Origin of the sequence: Bradyrhizobium sp. AZCC 1678 (genome assembly GCF_036924765.1) — a bacterium.
Taxonomy (GTDB): Bacteria; Pseudomonadota; Alphaproteobacteria; order Rhizobiales; family Xanthobacteraceae; genus Bradyrhizobium; species Bradyrhizobium algeriense.
In genome coordinates, this window is the sequence record NZ_JAZHSE010000001.1 from 3,415,792 (window position 1) to 3,434,488 (window position 18,697).

The following is an 18,697-nucleotide window of genomic DNA, read 5'->3' on the forward strand; positions in this document are numbered from 1 at the left end:
GCTTGGCTATTCAAGCTGCATACGGACACCCTTCGCGCCGTTGAGCAGCCGCTTCAGGTGAAAGTTGGCCAGAGGATCCTCGGCGTGTGAGCCGACAAGTGCAGCAAAGGCCGGCATTGCATTGCGATCACCGGCCTCAAGCTTGGCGAAAGCTTCGCCATACTGCGATGTCGCCGGCGCCCCGAAACTCGCTGCCGATAAGGGCTCGTAAGCGCGCAATGGTTCGCTGCGCCCACGCAGCATGAGATCGCCGACCGGTCGGCCCCTGAAATTCTCTACCGCGTTTGCAATTGTCGCGCTGACGCAGATCCGGGTGCCGAGAAACTTGTTCGCCGCTTCAAGCCTCGCCGCCGTGTTGATGGTGTCGCCGTAAGCCGTGTAGTCAAAGAAGCGGCTGCCCCCGAAATTGCCGACCAGTGCAGGACCGGCATGAACGCCGATGCGGGTGGCGCCGAAATTCACGCCTTTCGCCTTCCACCGTTCGCGAAACGCTTCCGCCCATACGTCAAGCTCCTGCGCGCAGGCGACTGCGCGCGTCGCATAGTCGGGCTGATCGCTGGGCGCATTGAACAGTACCTCGATCGCATCGCCGATCACCTTTGCCACAGTTCCCTCATGCGCGAAGACGACGTCGGTCATTCCGGCCACATATTGGTTGAGCAGTTCCCCAAGGAGTTCGGGCGCGGCAGTCTCCACGAGCGAGGTGAAGCCGGTTATATCGGTGAAGATGACCGCAACGTGGCGCCAAGTTACCTCCGTGCTGTCGCCCACGCTGGACGCAAGCCGCTTGGCGAGCTCGGGCGAGAAATAGCGGGAGAGCGAAGCATGGGCGCGCTCGGCTTCCGCCTGACGGCGACGTGTCTCGCGTAGCATTTCGATGTGCCGCAGGGTCTTGTCGATCGTCGCTTCGAGATCGGCGAAATCGATCGGCTTGGTCAGGAAGTCGAATGCGCCGCGATTCATCGCGGTGCGGATGTTGCTCATGTCGCCGTAGGCCGACACGATAATGGTAGATTTCTTGTCCTCGGATTCTTGCAGCTTGGCGAGCAGCGACAAGCCGTCCATTCGTGGCATGTTGATGTCGGCGACCACCAGGTCGACGTGCGGATGCGCTTCGAGCGACTGCAACGCCTCGAGCCCGTCACGCGCAAACATGAAGCTGACCAAACCCTCGCGAACCTGCCGTCGGAATTTCTGAAGGACCAACGCCTCCAGATCCGGCTCATCGTCGACCACGAGGATTGTTGCGGTCATGCGGCTTGCTCGAGCCTGGCATCGATCTCCTGACGCAGCGTCACGAAGTCGATCGGTTTGGTCAGAAGGTCAGTTGCGCCGTTCTCGAGTGCCTTGCGCCTGGTGTCGGCATCGCCATAGGCCGTGATCATGATGACGGGGACGTCGGGCCGCATTTCCTTGACCCTCGGCAGCATTTCCAGCCCGGTCATGCCGGGCATGTTGATATCGGACAGGATCAGGATCAGCGAATGTTCGGTGGGGGAGCCGACGCGCGCCAGCGCGTCCGACGCGGAACTGGCAAAGTCCATGACGAATCGCTGCGCGCGCAGGTCGCGGCGAAATTGCTGGCGGAACAGCGCTTCCACGTCGGGCTCGTCATCGACAACCAGGACCAGAACACTCACGGTTACCCTCTAGACTTTTCTGCAAAATTGCTTGTTCGCGGCAACACGATGCGGAATTCGGTGAAATGGCCCTGTTCGGTATCCACGTCAATGGTGCCGCCATGTTGCTTCACGATGATGTCGTGGCTCATCGATAGGCCCAACCCAGTGCCTTCGCCAGCCGGCTTGGTGGTGAAGAAGGGGTTGAACATCTTCTCCCTTACCTCGGCTGGAATGCCGGCGCCGTTGTCGCGAATGCGGATTTCGACGGCATCGCCAAGGTCCTTGGTGCTGGCCCGCAGCGTCGGCTCGAAGCCGGAGGCGCCGCTCTCCTTGTCGCGTTTGGTCACGGCATAGAACCCGTTCGAGACCAGATTGAGGAAGACGCGGGTGATCTCCTGCGGGAATAGGTCGATCTGGCCGGCGGCCGGATCGAAATCGCGCTCAAGTGTGACGTTGAAGCCGGGCTTCTCGGCGCGGGCGCCGTGATAGGCGAGGTTGAGGCTCTCGTCGATCAGCGCGTTGATGTCGGACGGCCGGTGCTCGCCGCCGCCCTCGCGGGAATGCAGCAGCATGTTCTTGACGATGGAATCCGCGCGCTTGCCGTGCTGCACAACCTTTTCGAGGTTGTCCTTCAAGAGCCCGGTCAGTTCTTCGACCTCGGCACGGACCTTCTCGGCGAACTCAGTGGGTTTGAGAACGTCATTCAACTCCTCGGTCAACTCGGCCGAAACGGCCGCGAAATTGTTGACGAAGTTGAGCGGGTTCTTGATCTCGTGGGCGATGCCAGCGGTGAGCTGGCCAAGCGAGGCGAGTTTCTCGGTCTGCACCAGGCGGTCCTGCGCGGTGCGCAGGTCTTCAAGCGATTTTGACAGCTCATGCGTTCTCGCCTGCACCTCCTCGAACAGGTGGACATTGCCGATGGCGATCACCGCCTGATCGGCAAAGGTTTGCAGCAGGGCGATCTGCTTGTCGCTGAATGGCTCTACCTCTTGGCGGCGAAGCGTGAGCGCTCCCAGGCTTTCGCCCTCGCGCAGCAGGGGAACGCTCAGTACGGTGCGGACGCCGTCCCCGCCGGTGTGATGCGAGAGTTCCCGGCTGCCGGCGAAGTCGTTCGCTTGCTCCGAAAAAACGTCGGTCACGTGGACTGTGGTTCGATCCAGGAATGCCCGACCGGCTGCCCAGTCGCGGCCAATCGGCCATTTCTCGACATTGATCTCGATCGGGCCATGATGTGCCCTAAAGCGCAGATCATCGCCGTCTCTGAGCTGCACGACCGCATCGCTGGCCGCGCACAGCTCGCAGGCGCTTTCGACGATAGACTGCAACACCGGATCGAGGTCCGTCGGCGAGGAGGCGATCACCTTCAGGATATTGGCGCTGCCGGTCTGGTAGGTGAGGGCTTCGGAGAGGTCGCGCGTCTTGGCCTGCACCTCCTCGAACAGACGAACATTGCCGATCGCAATCACGGCTTGGTCGGCAAAGGTCTGCAACAGGCTGATCTGCTTGTCGCTGAAGGCCACGGGCTCCAGACGGCGAAGCGCGATCGCGCCAATTGCTTCTCCCTCTCGCAACAACGGTACGCTCAGCGTACAGCGGTGACCCTGTTCGAGCGACTGCCGCTGCCCTTCGGGGAATTCGGCCGCGTCCGGAGCCTGGAAATCGGGCACCTGCACCGGTACGCGGTCGACGACCGAACGACCGGTGACCCAATCCCGATTGATCGGGCGGGCTTGCCGGCCCGTCGGAATGGGGCCGTGATGCGCGCTGAAATGCAAGTCGCTGCCGATCTTCAGCAGGATATTGGCATCGTACGCGTCGCAGAATTTGCAGGCGCTCTCAACAATCGCCTGCAGCGCCGGCCCGACCTCGGTCGGCGATGAGGCGATCACCTTAAGCACCTCCGCGGTCGCTGTCTGCTGCTGCAGCGCCTCGCTTAAATCCTCGGTGCGCTGCTGCACCTCATTAAACAGCCCGACATTCTTGATCGCGATCACGGCCTGGTCGGCGAACATCTGCAGCAAGCGGGTATGCTGTTCGCCGAATGGGCCGGGCGCGACGCGGGTGACGGTGATGATGCCGACGGCCTCGCCGTCGTTCATCAGCGGCGCGAACAGCATGCTGCGATAGCCGCGGGCCCGCGCAATGTCACGCGCCGCCGGCTCGCGTTCGGTATCAGGCAATTCCGCCGGCGCGCCGTTGCGCGTCAGCTGGTAGGGCGGAAACTGGTCCAGCGGGACCGGGAACGCAGATTGCAGGACGGCATCGCCGGCCGCGTCGGTCGGTGTAAAGGCGGTCAGATGAATCTTGCCGTCGATGTAGCGGAAGACCGCGGCCGAAAAGCCGCCGATCAACCGGTTGGCGCTGTCAGCAATGGCATCGAACACCGGCTGCACGTCGGAGGGCGAGGAGGCGATGACTTTCAGGATGTCGGCGGTGGCGGTCTGCCGTTCCAGCGCTTCTTTCGTCTCGTTGAACAGCCGCGTGTTCTCGATCGCGATCACGGCCTGGTCGGCGAAGGTCTGCAGCAACTGGACGTGATGCGGCGCGAAGGCGCCGGGCTCGGCGCGGGTGACGCTGATGATACCAACAGGGGTGCCCTGGTTCATCAGCGGGGTGAACAGCACGCTGCGAAAGCCGCGCAGCCGCGCCAACTCCCTGTTGGCGGGGGGCACATCACCAGCCTCGGTGTCCGGGAACTGGATCGTTTTTCCGTTGCGGACCAGTGCAAATACGGGGAGTTCGGCCAACGGCCGCGGGAACGACGATTTCAGCGCCTTATCGGCCTCGGGATCGGTGGGCGTGTAGGCCACAAGGTGAAGCTCTTCCCCGATGAAGCGCAATACCGTGGTGGAGAATGCGCCGAGCAGGGTCTTCGCGCTTGACGCGATGGCCTCGAACACGGGTTGGATGTCCGATGGTGAACTGGCGATGACCTTCAAGATCTCGGCGGTCGCGGTCTGCCGCTCCAGAGCCTCCCGGGTCTCATTGAACAGACGCGTGTTCTCGATGGCGATCACGGCTTGGTCGGCAAAGGTCCTGACCAGTGTCAGCTGCTTCTCGGACAGTCTGAAGCCCGCTTGCGGGGTGGTCAGATTGATGGTCCCAATGCCTTCACCCCGATGGATCAGGGGCACAAATGTCGCGCTTCGGAAGCCACCGGCCGCCGCAACCCGGCGGGTCAACTCGGGCGTACCGGGAGCTTCGATATCGGGAATCTCTATGATCCGGCGCTCCATGATTGCACGGCACGACGGGGAGCGGTCCGGGTCGAATGGGATCGGATAGATGGACTTCGCCTTTTCGTGGTCAAAACTCGGCCCGCTTGCTGCGATGGCGCGCCAATGCAGTTTGCCATCCTGCAGCGTCGTGATCACCGCGGTGTGCGGTGCGAACAGCTCGGCGGCGCTGTTCACGATGACATCCAGGACGGGCTGCACTTCGGAAGGGGAGGAGGCGATGACCTTCAGAATGTCAGCGGTTGCGGTTTGCCGCTCGAGCGCTTCGCGCGTCTCGTCGAACAGCCGCGCATTCTGGATGGCGATCACGGCCTGATCGGCGAAAACGTTCAGCAGGTCGCACTCCCTGTCCGCAAACGGCACCATCGAGGTGCGGCCCACGAAAATCGTGCCGATTGCCTTGTCTTCCCAGAGCATGGGTGCAATGGCCATCGAATAGTTTTGCCCGATCCTGCGAGCGGTCTCGCGCAGGTCGATCGGCACGTCCGAATCGTTCTGGACGTCGGCAGAACGCACCAGCCGCCGCTCGCGAATCGCAAGCTCGCTTGCGGTTCCTTCAATCGGAATTGGAAACCGCTCGCGCGCCGCCTCGGCGTTTGCACCGCGCGCGGCCGCAATTTGTAACAGGCCTTCTTCGCTGGTGAGGAAAATCAGGCTCTCCTCGCCGTCAAAAAGATGCTTGATGCTGGAGAGGATGCTTTCGAATACCGGTTTGGTATCGGCCACCGAACTGCTGATGACACTGAGGATGCCGGCGGAAGCCTTCTGCTGCTCACGCGCGAGGTTCAGTTCCCGACGCAGATTCGCATTCTCGATTTCGAGCTCGACCTGGCGCGCCTTCGCCCCGTCGCGTTCGGCGCGAACGGATTCGAGATGCGACTCCATCTCGGTGATGGCCGATCCCAGCTCATCGATCGCGACCGACATGTCCTCGGGAAGCGTCGCCATTCCAATGATCCATTGCGTCCGGGCGCGGGCAGGGCCAATTAGGCCGTCTTGCCGCGGTTCCAGTCGGATTATTTCATCCCGGAAGCGTTAGAGCCAGCGCTCATGGAGGTCTTAGGGCAGCCTTTTCTCGCGCGGTCGCCCATCTCACGTCACCTTGATCGCGTGAGGAAACGCGTGATCGCGCCTCCGAGCCTGACGTTTTCCAGCGGCTCGGTGAGCGAGGCCTTTGCGGCTGCGACCAGGCCGTCAGGTGCATGGCCTTTGGCCTGCGCCATCTCGCAGCAGGCCAGTGCGTAGCCGACGGAGAATTCCGGGTGTGGCTGCACCGAGAGCGTGGTGCCGCCGGCGTAAAGCAACCCGGCATGCGGCGTGAAATCCGAGGACAGGATGATCCTCGCGCCGACGGGTGGCGAGATGACCTGGTCCTGGTGCGAGGCGGCGAGGGCGGTGCGCTCGCCCTCGATCAGGCCATTATCAGGGGCGACGTCGTAGACGTGTCGCCCGATGCCCCAGCCTTTCTCCGACTTGCGCACCGTGCCGCCCAACGCCTGCGCGATCAGTTGATGACCGAAGCAGACGCCGGCCATCGGCACCTGCTTGTCGTGGGCTGCGCGCACGAAATCCTCGAGCGGCGCGATCCAGTCCAGGGGATCGTAGACGCCCGCCGCGGAGCCGGTGATGAGGATCGCCTCCAGCCCTTCGATATCAGGCAGCGGCTCGCCGGCTGGAATGCTGACGGTATTGAACGTGACGCTGGCGTCGGCGGCGCCGATCATCCGCTCGAACATCTGCGGATACGATCCGTGGAGTTCGCGGTTTTTGGGGCTGACGAGCCCGGTTTCAATGATGGTGACGCTTGACATGAGTGACGGTCTGGTTGCTTCGGGCTCAGGTCCCCGGCCGCGACACCTCGGTCTCCTTGCTGGTGATGAATTCCAGCAGCACCGGGACACCTTCTTTGGTCTTCGCAATGCCGCGCTGGATGGCGGGGATGATGTCTTCCGGCCTCAACACCCGTTCGCCATAGCCGCCGAACGCGCGCGCCATCGCCGCGTAGTCGCCGGAAATGTCGGTGGAGCGGTATTTCTCGGTCGAGATCGGCATCACCTTCAATTCGATAGCCATGGAAAAATTGTTCAAAAGGATCGACATGATCGGGATGCGCTCGCGCACCGCGGTTTCGAAATCCATGCCGGTGAAGCCGATCGCGGCATCGCCCCAGACATTGATGCAGAGCTTGTCGGGTTTTGCCAGCTTGGCGCCCATCGCCAGCCCAAGGCCGTAACCGAGCTGCGTGGTCTTGCCCCAGCCGATATAAGAGAGCGGTTCGACCGATTTCCAGAACGGCGAGAGCTGGTCGCGCGGGCTGCCGGCATCATGGGTGATGATGGTGTTGTTGATGTCGACGGTGTGCTGCAGATCCCACAGCACGCGGTAGGGGTTCAGCGGCGCGTCGTTATGGGTCAGCTTCGGCATCCATTTCGCCAGCCATTCTTTGTGGGAGGCCGCTATCTCGGCTGCGACCGCGGTCGCGTCGCGGTCCGTCGTGACGGTCTTGCCGATCTCTTCCAACAGCGCGTCGAGCACGAGGCCGGCGTCACCGACGAGGCCGATTTTGGCCTCGACGTCCTTGTTGAGATGGTTGGGGTCGAGCGTCGAATGGATGATGGTCTTGCCCTTCGGCATGGCGATGCCGAATGACGTCTCGGTGAACGAGCAGCCGATGCCGAAGATCACGTCGGCTTCGCTTAAGAATTTCGGCACCGCGCGCGGCACGGCGAGGCCGCCCGACCCCAGCGACAGCGGATGCGTCTCCGGAAAGGATGATTTGCCGCCAAGGCTGGTTGTGACGGGGATGGCGAGGCGCTCGGCCAGCCGCCTGAGCTGCGGCCAGGCTTTGGCGTAATGCACGCCCTGGCCGGCATAGATCACCGGGCGCTTCGCCGCGACGAGGAGAGCCGCCGCTTCCTTCACATGCAGGGGATCCGCGCCGTAGCGGGTGCGCAGCACCGGCGTGTAGTTCAGCGGTTCCGGCACTTCCTCGTTCCACATGTCGGCCGGAATTTCGACGATCACCGGCCCGCCGCGGCCGTTCTTCAGTTTGGTGAACGCGCGCCGGAAAATGTTGCAGACCTCAGTGGCGATGTTGATCGGCTCCGACGATTTCGAGAACGCCTTCATCGCCTGGCTGGAGTTGAAGTTCGGGTCGATGTTGGCGAGCCTGCGCGCATAGCCCATCGGCAGCACCAGCACGGGCACCGACTCGCCGTAACATTGCGCCACGCCGCCCATCGCGTTCTCGGCGCCGGGCCCATGCTGCATGCAGAACGCGCCGATCGATTGCCCCGAGGTGACGCGCGAGATCGCGTCCGCCATGTGAACGCCGATGCGTTCCTGGCGCACCATCACCGGGCGGATGTCGGCATTGGCGGCATATTCAATGAGATGATTGACCGGGTAGCCGCAGAGGATTTCGATCCCCTCCCGCTTCATGATTTCCGCAATGGCGGCGCCGAGCTTCATGACGGTCTCTCCTTGGATTGCAGGCCGGTTTGGTCCGGACGATTTGCAACAGTAGGAACAGGATTTTCCGGCCCGGTAAAGCGCTGACGAAGCATGCGTGCGGAAGTGCTGATATGCGTTTTGCCGCCTGACGGGCTCGTTCGGTCAGTTCCGCGCCCAGCGTAACTTCTGAGAACGACTTCCGGACCGGGCCGTTGTGCCCGGTCCCTTATTCAACGCCGCGGCAGCTGCACATCGCGGCCATCGGGCCCGTTTCGCGCTTCTGCGCTGTCATGTGCCTCGCTTCGTAAGACGCCGATCGGGCGACGATGGACGGGCGGCGCGCAATCGATGGTAAATTTTCCGTACCGTATGATTCCGGAGGCGCGGATTTCTTCGACCGCCTTAATCGATCGTTCATTCTGATCGTCAAGGCCTCTTCAACCGTTCCCGTCTAGAGTTTAACGAGTATGGCGCGGGAGAATTCCGGGGAGCGTCGATTGGAGTTTTGTCTATGCGTCGATTACTTGCACGATTTGTCGGCGATGAATGCGGTGCTACCGCCATCGAATATTGCCTCATTGCAGCTGGCATCAGCATCGTAATTGTCACCGCCGTCAACGGCGTTGGCAGCGCGCTCAACACGAAATTCAGCGACGTCAGCTCCTCGCTCAAGTAGCGGGGTTCGGCTGCACCATGCAGGAGCCGCTGCTCGGGCCACTGCCAACGGGGCGGGGGCGGCGATTGAAGCCGGCTAGCCCTCTTTCCCGTCCGCATTGAGCGCCCGCATCATCGCGATGCGTGCGAACATCAGCCAGCCGCCGCCGGTCTCCGCCGCATTGATCAGATTCTCGACTGCGATCTGCCAGTGCGCCTCGTGCTGCACTTTTTCCGGCAATGCCATGACGTAGTCGGCGGCCTGCTGCAGCGTCGCGAGCCTGCCTCCGCCGCGAAGCGCTATCGGGTCATCGAACGAGGTTGACCAGGGCATCGCGCGCTAGAAGATGCTATCGCACTCCTTGCCCAATCATCCGGCCTTCTTGGTACGGGCGGCTGATCGCGCCGGCTTCTCCGCCTTCTTCGGCGCTTCCTTAACGGTTTCCTTGGCCGTCTCCTTGGCGCCGCGTTTGCCGCCGCCGCTGATCGGCAACAGCATCTCGCGCTGGCCGGCGGCGGCCTTCTTCGGCTTCTTGCCCTTGGTCTTTTCTTGACCCTTTTCTTGACCCTTTTCTTGGGCCTTGGCGGCAGGGGTGGCCTGCTTTTCGCTGGCGAGGCTGCGCTTGAGCGCGTCCATCAGGTTGATGACGTTGCCGGTGGCTTTCGGGGCAGCCTTTGCCGTGGTGCTCAGGCCGTTGCGCTTCTGATTGATCAGGTCGATCAGCGCCTGCTCGTAGCGGTCCTCGAATTGTTCAGGCTCGAACGACCCGGACTTCTGCTCGACGATATGCTTAGCGAGATCAAGCATATCCTTGGTGATCTTCACGTCCTGGATATCCTCGAAATATTCCGTCTCGCTGCGGACTTCATAGGGGTAGCGCAGCAGCGTTCCCATCAGCCCCTTGTCGAGCGGCTCCAGCGCGATGATGTGTTCGCGGTTGGTCAGCACCACGCGTCCGATCGCGACTTTGTCCATGTTGCGGATGGTTTCGCGGATCACCGCAAAGGCGTCGTGGCCGACCTTGCCGTCCGGCACGAGGTAGTAGGGGCGAATCACGTAACGGCTGTCAATATCGGCCCTCGGCACGAACTCGTCGATCTCGATGGTGCGGGTCGATTCCAGCGCGAGTTCGTCAAGCTCGTCCTTCGTCACCTCGATGTAGGTGTCGGTGTCGACCTTGTAGCCCTTCATGATGTCGTCGTTGGCGACTTCCTCGCCAGTGTCGGCGTCAACCTTGGCGTATTTGATCCGATGGCCGGTCTTGCGGTTGATCTGGTTGAACGAGACCTTCTCGGTGTCCGACGTCGCCGGATAGAGGGCGACCGGACAGGTCACGAGCGAAAGGCGCAGAAAACCCTTCCAATTGGCGCGGGGGGCCATAGGGATACTCCGAAGACGCGACAGACGACCGGTAAGAATACCATCGGATCGCCGCCTCTCAAACACGGCGGGGCAGGGAATCGCGCAACGGCGTTAATTGCTGCACGGTCCCGTTCTGCGGCGGGCCTGCGGCCTTTTGGATGCTGCTGCCGCGCGGCACGGCCCGAAGGGCCGGAACATCGCTTCCGATCATGCGTTGCTTTAACCGGCGGTGTCGAAGCATTCGCTGGCATTACAGGCACTTACTCGAAGAGGTCCCTATGGCAACGCAACGACATGGCCAGATCGTCGAAACCCCAACCGAGGCGCGCCAGGCCGAGCCCGGCCCGTCGGTGCTCGCGCTCCTGACGGTTTCGACCGGGCTCGCGGTTCTGATCCTGGGCATCGTCTGGTTCGTATTTTTCCGCACGTGAGCGACTGACCGGTGAGGCGATCGGGCTTGCCGGCCCCTCTGCAGGCGGGGAGCGTCCCGCCTTTTCGGTAGTTGTCGACGCAAGCGACCTGGTGGCCCCCTTGGGGCAGTTAATTGGCTGTGCTAGGCGTTCGGCTTGCGGCCATGCCCGGCCGCGGAAAGCCCCATAACGAAAAAGTAACATTACACCGTGCGCCCCGTTCATGGCCCGTTCACGCCGGTTAGCCTCATCTTGAGATCTGATATCGTAGGGCTCACTTTTGGAGGCCAGCTTGCGCCTGCTTGTCGTTGAGGACGATCCGGATCTCAACCGTCAGCTTACGACGGCTTTGACGGATGCCGGTTATGTGGTCGATCGCGCGTTCGATGGTGAGGAGGGGCATTTCCTCGGTGACAGCGAACCTTATGACGCCGTCGTGCTCGACATAGGGCTGCCCAAGATGGACGGCATCTCGGTCCTGGAGGCGTGGCGCCGCGGCGGCCGCGCGATGCCGGTCCTGATCCTTACCGCGCGCGACCGCTGGAGCGACAAGGTGCAGGGATTTGACGCCGGCGCCGACGACTACGTCGCCAAGCCGTTCCACCTGGAAGAGGTGCTGGCGCGGATCCGCGCGCTGCTGCGCCGTTCCGCCGGTCACGCCCAATCCGAGTTGACCTGCGGTCCGGTCTCGCTGGATACCCGTACCAACAAGGTTACCGTCAACGGTAATTCGGTTAAGCTCACCTCGCATGAATATCGTTTGCTCGATTATCTCATGCATCACACCGGGCGCGTAGTGTCGCGTACCGAACTGGTCGAGCATCTCTACGACCAGGACTTCGACCGCGACTCCAACACCATCGAGGTGTTCGTCGGCCGCATCCGCAAGAAACTCGAGGTCGACATCATCCAGACCGTGCGCGGGCTCGGCTATCTGCTGACGCCGCCGTCGTCCGGGACTTGATTTGCTCGTTGTTTAATTCGAGCATGCCCCCATCCGAAGGCTGGTCTCCATCCTTCGGGTCGAGGCCTTAAAGACATGCTTTTCTGGATCGTGCCCTGATGCGCGGAAGCTCGCTCGCCACGCGCTTGTTCCTGTCGGCGACCGCGTGGGTGGTCGTGATCCTGGTCATCACGGGCGTGATCCTGTCGTCGGTCTATCGCAACGCGACCGAGCGCGCCTTCGACCGCCGCCTCAACCTCTATCTCCGCACCCTGATCGCCGAGGTCGCGACCCCGGACGAGCCGCCCGACCACCAGTTCCAGTCGCTCGGCGAGCCGCTGTTCGAATTGCCGCTGTCCGGCTGGTACTGGCAGATCGTCCGTACCGACGAGAAGGCCGAGACGCGGGCGTCGCGTTCGCTGTGGGACAAGAAGCTGCCGAAGCTCGAGGAGATCGGCGCGGAGCTGACCCCCGCCGGCATCCGTCTCGGTTACGTCGACGGGCCCGAGGGTCAGAGCCTGCGGGTCGTCGAGCGGCCGGTCGACCTCGGCGCCGACGGCAAGTTCCTGGTCAGCGTGGCCGGCGACGCATCGGAGATTTTCGACGAAATCCGCGCCTTCGACTATTATCTCGGCGGCACCTTCGCAGCGCTCGGCATCGTGCTGCTCCTGACCACGATCTTCCAGGTCCGCTTCGGGTTGGCGCCGCTCAAGCGCATTTCTGAATCGATCGCCGACATCCGCTCCGGCCGCGCCGAACGGCTGGAAGGCGAGTTTCCCGTCGAGATCGCGCCTCTGGCGCGCGAGACCAACGCGCTGATCGACGCCAACCGCGAGATCGTCGAGCGCGCACGTACCCATGTCGGCAATCTCGCCCACGCCATCAAGACGCCGCTCTCCGTTATCGTCAACGAGGCCTCTGCCCACGCGGTAGATTCCTTTGCCAGCAAGGTCTTGGAGCAGGCCGATGTGATGCGGGATCAAGTGGCGCATCATCTGGAACGGGCGCGCATCGCCGCGCGCGTCACCATCGTCGGCACCGTCACGGAGGTCGCGCCCGCCATCGAGGCGCTGCGGCGGACCATGGAAAAGATCCACCGGGATCGCAGCATCACGATCGCGGTGAAGGCCGACGCGCAAGCCAAGTTCCGCGGCGAGCGCCAGGACCTCGAGGAGATGGCCGGCAATCTGGTCGACAATGCCTGCAAATGGGCGGCCTCGCAGGTTCTCATCGAGGTGAGGGTGGAGCCGCCGTCGGAGCCCCGTGCCGGGCCACGGCTGCGGATCATTGTCGATGACGATGGCCGCGGATTGTCCGCCGCCGAGCGCGCGCAGGTGTCCCGGCGCGGCCAGCGCCTGGACGAGTCCAAGCCGGGTTCCGGGCTCGGGCTTTCGATCGTGGTCGATCTCGCCGGCCTCTATGGCGGCAGCCTTGCCCTGGGCGACGCCCCGATCGGCGGGCTGCGGGCAGAACTGGTGCTGCCGGGGGTCTGAACGCCTCGCCCCGGCTGGTTATCCGGGGTTGAGGGGATTGATCCGGCAAGCCTGAGGTTGATTTCGTTATTCCTAAACGACTTCTTAACGCGCACACTTCTAAGATCGGCGGTGGACGCGTTTTGCCGCCCACATGACACACGCATATCCACACCAGGCGAATGAGCCAGACATCGACCGAGCGGCTGAGGGACTATCTCGCCCAGCTCCCGCCGCAATCGCAGGCGCTGCTGATGCGGGAATTCGAGCGCGCCATTGAGCGCGGGGAGGACATCGCCGTCGCCAATTTCGTGCTCGAGCAGCTTCGCAAGGTCGCGCGCGGAACCGAGGAAGACGACGAGGCGCGTCCGCGGACCGACGATCCGGCGCGCCTGTTGTATGGTCCGCTCAAGCCTTTTCTGGTCGAGAGCAATTTTCCCGTCAGGGCCGGGCAGATCCGGCGTGCATCGCTGCTGCCGGTCTGGCAATGGCTGGGCCGCGACGGGGCGCCCGATGCCGCGCGCGCATTCGAGGCTGCGCTCGCCGAGATCCGGCAGAGCGGCAGCAACGCCGGTCTCGAAGGCGCGACCCGCAAGTTCCAGCTCGCCGCAGCCGACGCGATCATCAAGATCGCCACACCGGTCCCGGGCGACGACAGGCAGCGGACGCTCACCCGTATCGGCCCGCCCAATGTCGTCGAGGACCTGTTGTCGATCGGAGGCGTGCTGCGGGCACGCGAGACGCTGGATACGCTCGGCAGCCGGATGCCGGGCCAGATGCGGGTATTTTCGGAAGCCCAGATAGCCGCGGTGAGTTCGGCGCTCAACGTTCCCTCGTTGCAGACGCCGCAATTGCTGCCGTTCGCGCTGTCGCTGATCATGCAGCGGCTGGCGCAGCCGTGGCAGATCATCCGTCTAGCGATCAAGATGGCGGCATCCGATGACGAGATTCGCGTAGCCGCCACGCCCTACGGCATCGCCGTCACGATCGCGCTGCACGACCTGTCGTTCCTCACGGCCTGTCTGCGCACGGACATCAGGCGCAGCCATTTCGACAATGTCGGCGAGCAACTGAAAGCCCTGCACGATGGCGTGCGCGGGCTGCGCACCGAGCTCGATCTGCGCAACGATTCCGCGTGGGGCCGCCAGCTTACGGCGATCCGCGCCGAAATTTCCAATTCACTGCAGTCGGAGATCGAGAGCGTGCCCGGCCGGGTCCGCCGCATCCTGCGTCAGCGCGCCGACAAGGATATCGCTGCCGCGCCGAAAATCGACGCCCCGGAGATCGAAGAGATCGCCGCCCTGATCGACTTCGTGGCGGTGTGCCGCACCTATGCCAGCGAACTCGCCATCAACGAGGTCACGCTGCGGACCTATTCCGACCTGCAGCATTACGTCGAGCGATCCACCGAGAGCTTGGTGCAGGCGCTGCGCGGCGGCGACACCAGGGCGCGCGCCTACCGCCAGATGCAGGCCCAGGCGGCGATCCGCTTCTGCGAAATCCTGTTCGGCCATGACTATGCGTCGCTGATGAGCCGGGCGGCCGAAAATGCCGTGACCGGCGAGCGCAAAGCGACCAAGGCGAGCTAGGCCCGGTTTCGGCCCTATCACATCACGCTTTGCGTCGATCCTTGGCGTCGCGAAGAAATTCGGCGAAGGCCTTGAGGGTCACATCGGAAACATGATGTTCGATGCCCTCGGCGTCAGCCTCCGCGGCTTCCTGAGGAACGCCCAGCGCCAGCAGGACATCCACCACCAGACGGTGACGGGCACGGACGCGCTTGGCGAGAGTCTCGCCCTTTTCGGTCAGGAACACCCCGCGGTAGGGGCGGGCCGTGACCAGGTCTTCGCGCTTCAACCGCGCGATGGTGTCGATCGCCGTCGGGTGGGATACGCCCAGCCTGCGCGCGATGTCGGTCGGGCGCGCCTCGCCGGTCGTTCCGAGTAGATCCGAAATCAGTTCGACATAGTCTTCCAGAACCGCGGTCGACCGCGCCGATCGCGCCTTGCCAAAGCGGCGCGCCTGCGTCTGTTCCGTAGGCAGCGGCTGCATCGGTTTGGCCCGATCTGTCGAGGGCTTGCGCACCACTGCACCTTCCAGGCGAATCCATCCAGACGAGGCGCGACCATGGCGTGGTGCCGACCACATTGCAAGTTGGCGGCTTGTCGCCGATCTGTAACATTCCGGCGCTGGGCATTTGCGACTCGTTCGCAGCATCTTGACAGTTAACGGTCCAGCATTAACATGTAGCCTTACCTACGTTTTGGTGTCGCGGCTTATCCGGTGGCGTTGCTGAAGCGCGATCGGCTGGGGATGAATATGCGCGCGACGCGAATGGCTCTTGTGGGCACATCGGCACTGGCAGCGGTTTGTTTGAGCCACGCCGCGGCGCTCGCGCAAACGGTACCCCCTGCGCCGTCGGCGCCCCAGGCCGCGCCTCCTGCCGAACCACCGGCTCCCGCACCACCCCCGGCGGCGGGGCAAGCCCCGACCGAGCCGGCTTCCCCGCAGGCCGCGCCGGCCACGGCGGCCGGACCGCAAGCCACGCCGAGCGCGCCGGCGGAAGTTGACATGCCGCAAGTGACCGTCGAGGGGCGTCAGCCTAAACCCGCGCGGCGGGCGGCGCGAAGCGAGCCCGGTCGGCGTTCGACGACGGTGGCGGCACCGTTGCCGGCGCCAACGCCTGCAACCGCGCCGGCGTCGCCGTTCAATCCGCCATTCGCGCCGCTGTCGACGATCGGGAGCAACCAGATCCAGACCGACAGCAACAGCGGTGGATTCGGCAACTTGTTCACCAACATGCCCGGCGCGACTTCGGCGGGGCTTGCCCAGGAATCGTCCCGGCCCGTTCTGCGGGGCTTGTCGGACGCAAAAGTCCGTATTCAGGAGAACGGCGTCGGTGCGGTCGATGTGTCGGATATCGCGCAAGACCACGCGGTGCCGATCGACCCTCTCGCCATCCAGAAGGTTGATATTGTTCGCGGACCGGATGCGCTCCGCTTCGGTTCGCAGGCTATCGGAGGCGTTGTTGACGCCACCAACAATCGGATTCCGACCGCCGCTCCGCCGGGCGGGCTGGCCGCGGAGTTGAAGTCCGGTGTGACCAGCGTCAACAGGGGGTGGGAGAGCGGGCTCTTGCTGGATGCAGGCGGCCGCAACGCCGCCGTTCACGCCGACATCTACGGGCGATCCTCCGGCGATTACAGCGTCCCGAGTTACCCGTATCTCGTACCGCCAATCCCCGCGCCTGCCTTCAACGGCAAGCAACCGAATTCTGCTTCGCAAAGCGCAGGCGCGGCTGTCGGCGGCTCCTGGCTTTTCGACGGTGGTTATGCCGGCATCGCCGTCTCTCGTTTTACGAGCGACTACTACGTCCCCGGTATTGCCACCGCGGCAGCCCGCCAGCACAACGACCTCGAGCAAACCAAGATCAGCTCAAAGGGCGAGTATCGTCCGGACGCGAGCGCGCTGGCGGCCGTCAGGTACTGGACCGGATATTCGGAGTACAGGCACGACGAGACGGTGCTCGCCACCACCGGATTCCAGGAGATTACTGCCACGTTCAAGAACCGGCAGACCGAGGGCAAGCTCGAGTTCGAACTTGCGCCGTTCGCCACGCCAGTGGGTCCGCTGACCAGTATTTTCGGAGCCCAAGGCGCCTACCAGCAACTGGATACGGCAGGGCAGGCGATCTTGCTTCCGGCCCAGACCAGAACGGCGGCGGCGTACTTCCTCAATGAAGTCAGGCACACGGACACGCTGCGCACGCAATTGGCCGGACGCATCGAGGGAGTCAATGTCGCGGGAACGGCGTTCACCTTTCCGCCGAATTTTCTTCCGCCGCCGGACGTGCCGGGCCAGGCAGCCGCCAAGCTCGACTTCATGCCGAAGAGCGTCAGTTTCGGCATCATCAAGGATCTCCCAGCCTCGCTGGTCGGGAGTCTCACGCTGCAACGTATCGAACGCGCGCCACGCGCGCTCGAGCTGTTCGCCCAAGGTCCGGATGGTTCGGAGAAGACCTTCAAGATCGGCAACCCGAATCTCGGGATTGAAACCGCGCAGACGGCGGAAATCGGCCTGAAACGGACGGACGGCGATTTCAGGTTCGCCGCCAATGCCTACTACACGTCGTACAGCAAGTTCATTTTCTCGCGCGCCACCGGCATCTTCTGCCAGGAAACGTTTGCAACATGCGGCGCCGGCACCGATTACATCCAGGTCAACTACGATCAGCGCGACGCAAACTTCCGCGGCGGCGAACTGGCCTGGCAGTGGGATGCTGCAAGGCTCGGCGATGGCACCTTCGGCCTCGATAGCCAATTTGATGTCGTGCGGGCAACGTTCACCGACGGCAGCAACGTACCGCGCATTCCTCCGATGCGTCTCGGCGGCGGTGTCTACTGGCGCAACGACAACTGGTTTGTACGCGCAGGCTGGCTGCATGCATTTGCGCAGAATGACATTCCGCAGTTCGACACCACGACGCCCGGATACGATCTGGTCAAAGTGCAGGTCGAGCACCGGAAGTTCTGGAAGGATTCGCCGTGGGGCGCGGTCGAGGTCGCGACCGGGCTGATCGGCGACAATCTGCTCAACGCCAACATTCGCAACTCCGTTCAATTCCACAAGGACGAGATCCTGCAGCCGGGGCGGGGCTTCAAGCTGTTTCTCAATGTCAAATACGGCGTCGACCGGCCGAGCGGACCTCCAGGCACCTGGATCGGCGCGGCGAGACGGCCCGCCGGCAACGGATTCTACAAGAGTCCTGCGCTCGATGCGGCAGCCTGGAACTGGGCGGGCATCTATGCGGGCGGCAATGTCGGATATCTTAGAGGCGAGGGGGTTACCAACGCGGCGTTCAACGACGCTGCAACCGGTGCGTCACTTTCCGGGGCCCACCTGTCGGCAGCGCACAACACCGGGAGCTTTGGCGTTCAGTCCGGCTACAACTGGACATCGGGCCGGCTCCTGGCCGGCATCGAGGGAGATTTTGAATACCGCAATCAGCGCGGACGCAGCGCCACCGTTTGCCCCGGCAACATCTGCAACGCCGCGCTGGCTCCGCTGGACGCAACCGTGACGGCCGGCCTGGATTATCGTTTGGGGTGGGTCGCGTCGCTTCGCGGGCGCGTTGGAACACTTGTGACGCCGGATCTGCTTGCCTACGCCACGGCAGGCGTACCGTTCGGCAAGATAACAACGGCAACTTCCGTCGCAGGTTTCGATAATGCGGGTGTCGCGACGACGGCGTCTCTGGACCGCCACCTGTATCGATTTGGCTGGGCCGTGGGCGCCGGTCTCGAGACGCGGCTGGCGGACAACTGGACCGCAAAGCTCGAATATCTTCACATGGATTTCGGTTCGGTGCGTTCGACGCCGCCCACGGCCGCCAACGCTGCCGTTGCGTTCGACGCCAATACGCGGGTGACCAGCGATGGGGTCAGGATGGGTGTGAACTACAAATTCGCCGGCGGCGCGATCGTCACGGACTAACGGTCGAACGGACGCTCCGCGACCGGACGACCGGTCAAGTACCGCATGTCG

At 63.3% G+C, this 18,697-nt stretch carries 14 protein-coding genes; 6 read left to right on the forward strand and 8 right to left on the reverse strand.

What is annotated here, in order from left to right:
• Positions 1 to 6: 6 nt before the first annotated feature.
• The 5 genes from V1294_RS16095 to V1294_RS16115 all read right to left on the reverse strand — a co-directional run bounded on the left by V1294_RS16095 (position 7) and on the right by V1294_RS16115 (position 8,347).
• Entirely contained in the window at positions 7 to 1,254 is a 1,248-nt protein-coding gene (locus V1294_RS16095) for an adenylate/guanylate cyclase domain-containing protein (protein WP_334498521.1), read from the reverse strand.
• Positions 1,251 to 1,640, reverse strand: coding sequence for a response regulator (locus V1294_RS16100; protein WP_334498523.1), 390 nt, complete (start codon positions 1,638 to 1,640; stop codon positions 1,251 to 1,253). The genes V1294_RS16095 and V1294_RS16100 overlap by 4 nt, the downstream gene beginning before the upstream one ends.
• 2 nt (positions 1,641 to 1,642) lie before the next feature.
• Positions 1,643 to 5,806 (reverse strand): GAF domain-containing sensor histidine kinase, encoded by a 4,164-nt coding sequence (locus V1294_RS16105; protein ID WP_334498525.1) that lies wholly within the window; start codon positions 5,804 to 5,806, stop codon positions 1,643 to 1,645.
• A gap of 149 nt (positions 5,807 to 5,955) precedes the next feature.
• Positions 5,956 to 6,669 carry a type 1 glutamine amidotransferase gene (locus tag V1294_RS16110; RefSeq protein ID WP_334498527.1) on the reverse strand — a complete coding sequence of 238 codons (714 nt, stop codon included), beginning with the start codon at positions 6,667 to 6,669 and terminating at the stop codon, positions 5,956 to 5,958.
• Positions 6,670 to 6,694: 25 nt separating this feature from the next.
• Entirely contained in the window at positions 6,695 to 8,347 is a 1,653-nt protein-coding gene (locus V1294_RS16115) for a thiamine pyrophosphate-requiring protein (protein WP_334504661.1), read from the reverse strand.
• Between the two features lie 475 nt (positions 8,348 to 8,822).
• On the opposite strand from V1294_RS16115, the gene V1294_RS16120 reads away from it, so the two are divergent.
• Positions 8,823 to 8,987: a Flp family type IVb pilin gene (locus V1294_RS16120; RefSeq protein ID WP_334482191.1), complete on the forward strand. Its 165-nt coding sequence runs from the start codon at positions 8,823 to 8,825 to the stop codon at positions 8,985 to 8,987.
• A gap of 75 nt (positions 8,988 to 9,062) precedes the next feature.
• Here the strand turns inward: V1294_RS16120 and V1294_RS16125 are convergent, their stop codons facing one another.
• Both V1294_RS16125 and ku read right to left on the reverse strand, forming a co-directional pair.
• Positions 9,063 to 9,299: a hypothetical protein gene (locus V1294_RS16125; protein ID WP_334498529.1), complete on the reverse strand. Its 237-nt coding sequence runs from the start codon at positions 9,297 to 9,299 to the stop codon at positions 9,063 to 9,065.
• A gap of 36 nt (positions 9,300 to 9,335) precedes the next feature.
• The gene (gene ku, locus V1294_RS16130; protein ID WP_334498530.1) at positions 9,336 to 10,346 is read right to left on the reverse strand and encodes a non-homologous end joining protein Ku; all 1,011 of its coding nucleotides are present in this window, start codon (positions 10,344 to 10,346) and stop codon (positions 9,336 to 9,338) included.
• A gap of 260 nt (positions 10,347 to 10,606) precedes the next feature.
• Here ku and V1294_RS16135 point away from each other — a divergent pair, with 260 nt between their 5' ends.
• From V1294_RS16135 to V1294_RS16150, 4 genes are all read left to right on the forward strand, one after another.
• The gene (locus V1294_RS16135) at positions 10,607 to 10,759 is read left to right on the forward strand and encodes a hypothetical protein (protein WP_190241678.1); all 153 of its coding nucleotides are present in this window, start codon (positions 10,607 to 10,609) and stop codon (positions 10,757 to 10,759) included.
• Positions 10,760 to 11,030: 271 nt separating this feature from the next.
• Positions 11,031 to 11,702, forward strand: a complete 672-nt coding sequence (locus V1294_RS16140; protein ID WP_334498531.1) for a response regulator transcription factor — start codon at positions 11,031 to 11,033, stop codon at positions 11,700 to 11,702.
• Between the two features lie 98 nt (positions 11,703 to 11,800).
• Positions 11,801 to 13,174 (forward strand): sensor histidine kinase, encoded by a 1,374-nt coding sequence (locus tag V1294_RS16145; RefSeq protein ID WP_108513052.1) that lies wholly within the window; start codon positions 11,801 to 11,803, stop codon positions 13,172 to 13,174.
• A 161-nt stretch (positions 13,175 to 13,335) separates the two neighbouring features.
• Positions 13,336 to 14,742 (forward strand): hypothetical protein, encoded by a 1,407-nt coding sequence (locus tag V1294_RS16150; RefSeq protein WP_334498533.1) that lies wholly within the window; start codon positions 13,336 to 13,338, stop codon positions 14,740 to 14,742.
• Positions 14,743 to 14,764: 22 nt separating this feature from the next.
• Here the strand turns inward: V1294_RS16150 and mntR are convergent, their stop codons facing one another.
• On the reverse strand, positions 14,765 to 15,253 hold the full coding sequence (mntR, locus tag V1294_RS16155; protein ID WP_442895448.1) for a manganese-binding transcriptional regulator MntR: 489 nt from the start codon (positions 15,251 to 15,253) through the stop codon (positions 14,765 to 14,767).
• A 471-nt stretch (positions 15,254 to 15,724) separates the two neighbouring features.
• Here mntR and V1294_RS16160 point away from each other — a divergent pair, with 471 nt between their 5' ends.
• On the forward strand, positions 15,725 to 18,646 hold the full coding sequence (locus tag V1294_RS16160; protein WP_334498537.1) for a TonB-dependent receptor domain-containing protein: 2,922 nt from the start codon (positions 15,725 to 15,727) through the stop codon (positions 18,644 to 18,646).
• The last annotated feature ends 51 nt before the right edge of the window (positions 18,647 to 18,697 follow it).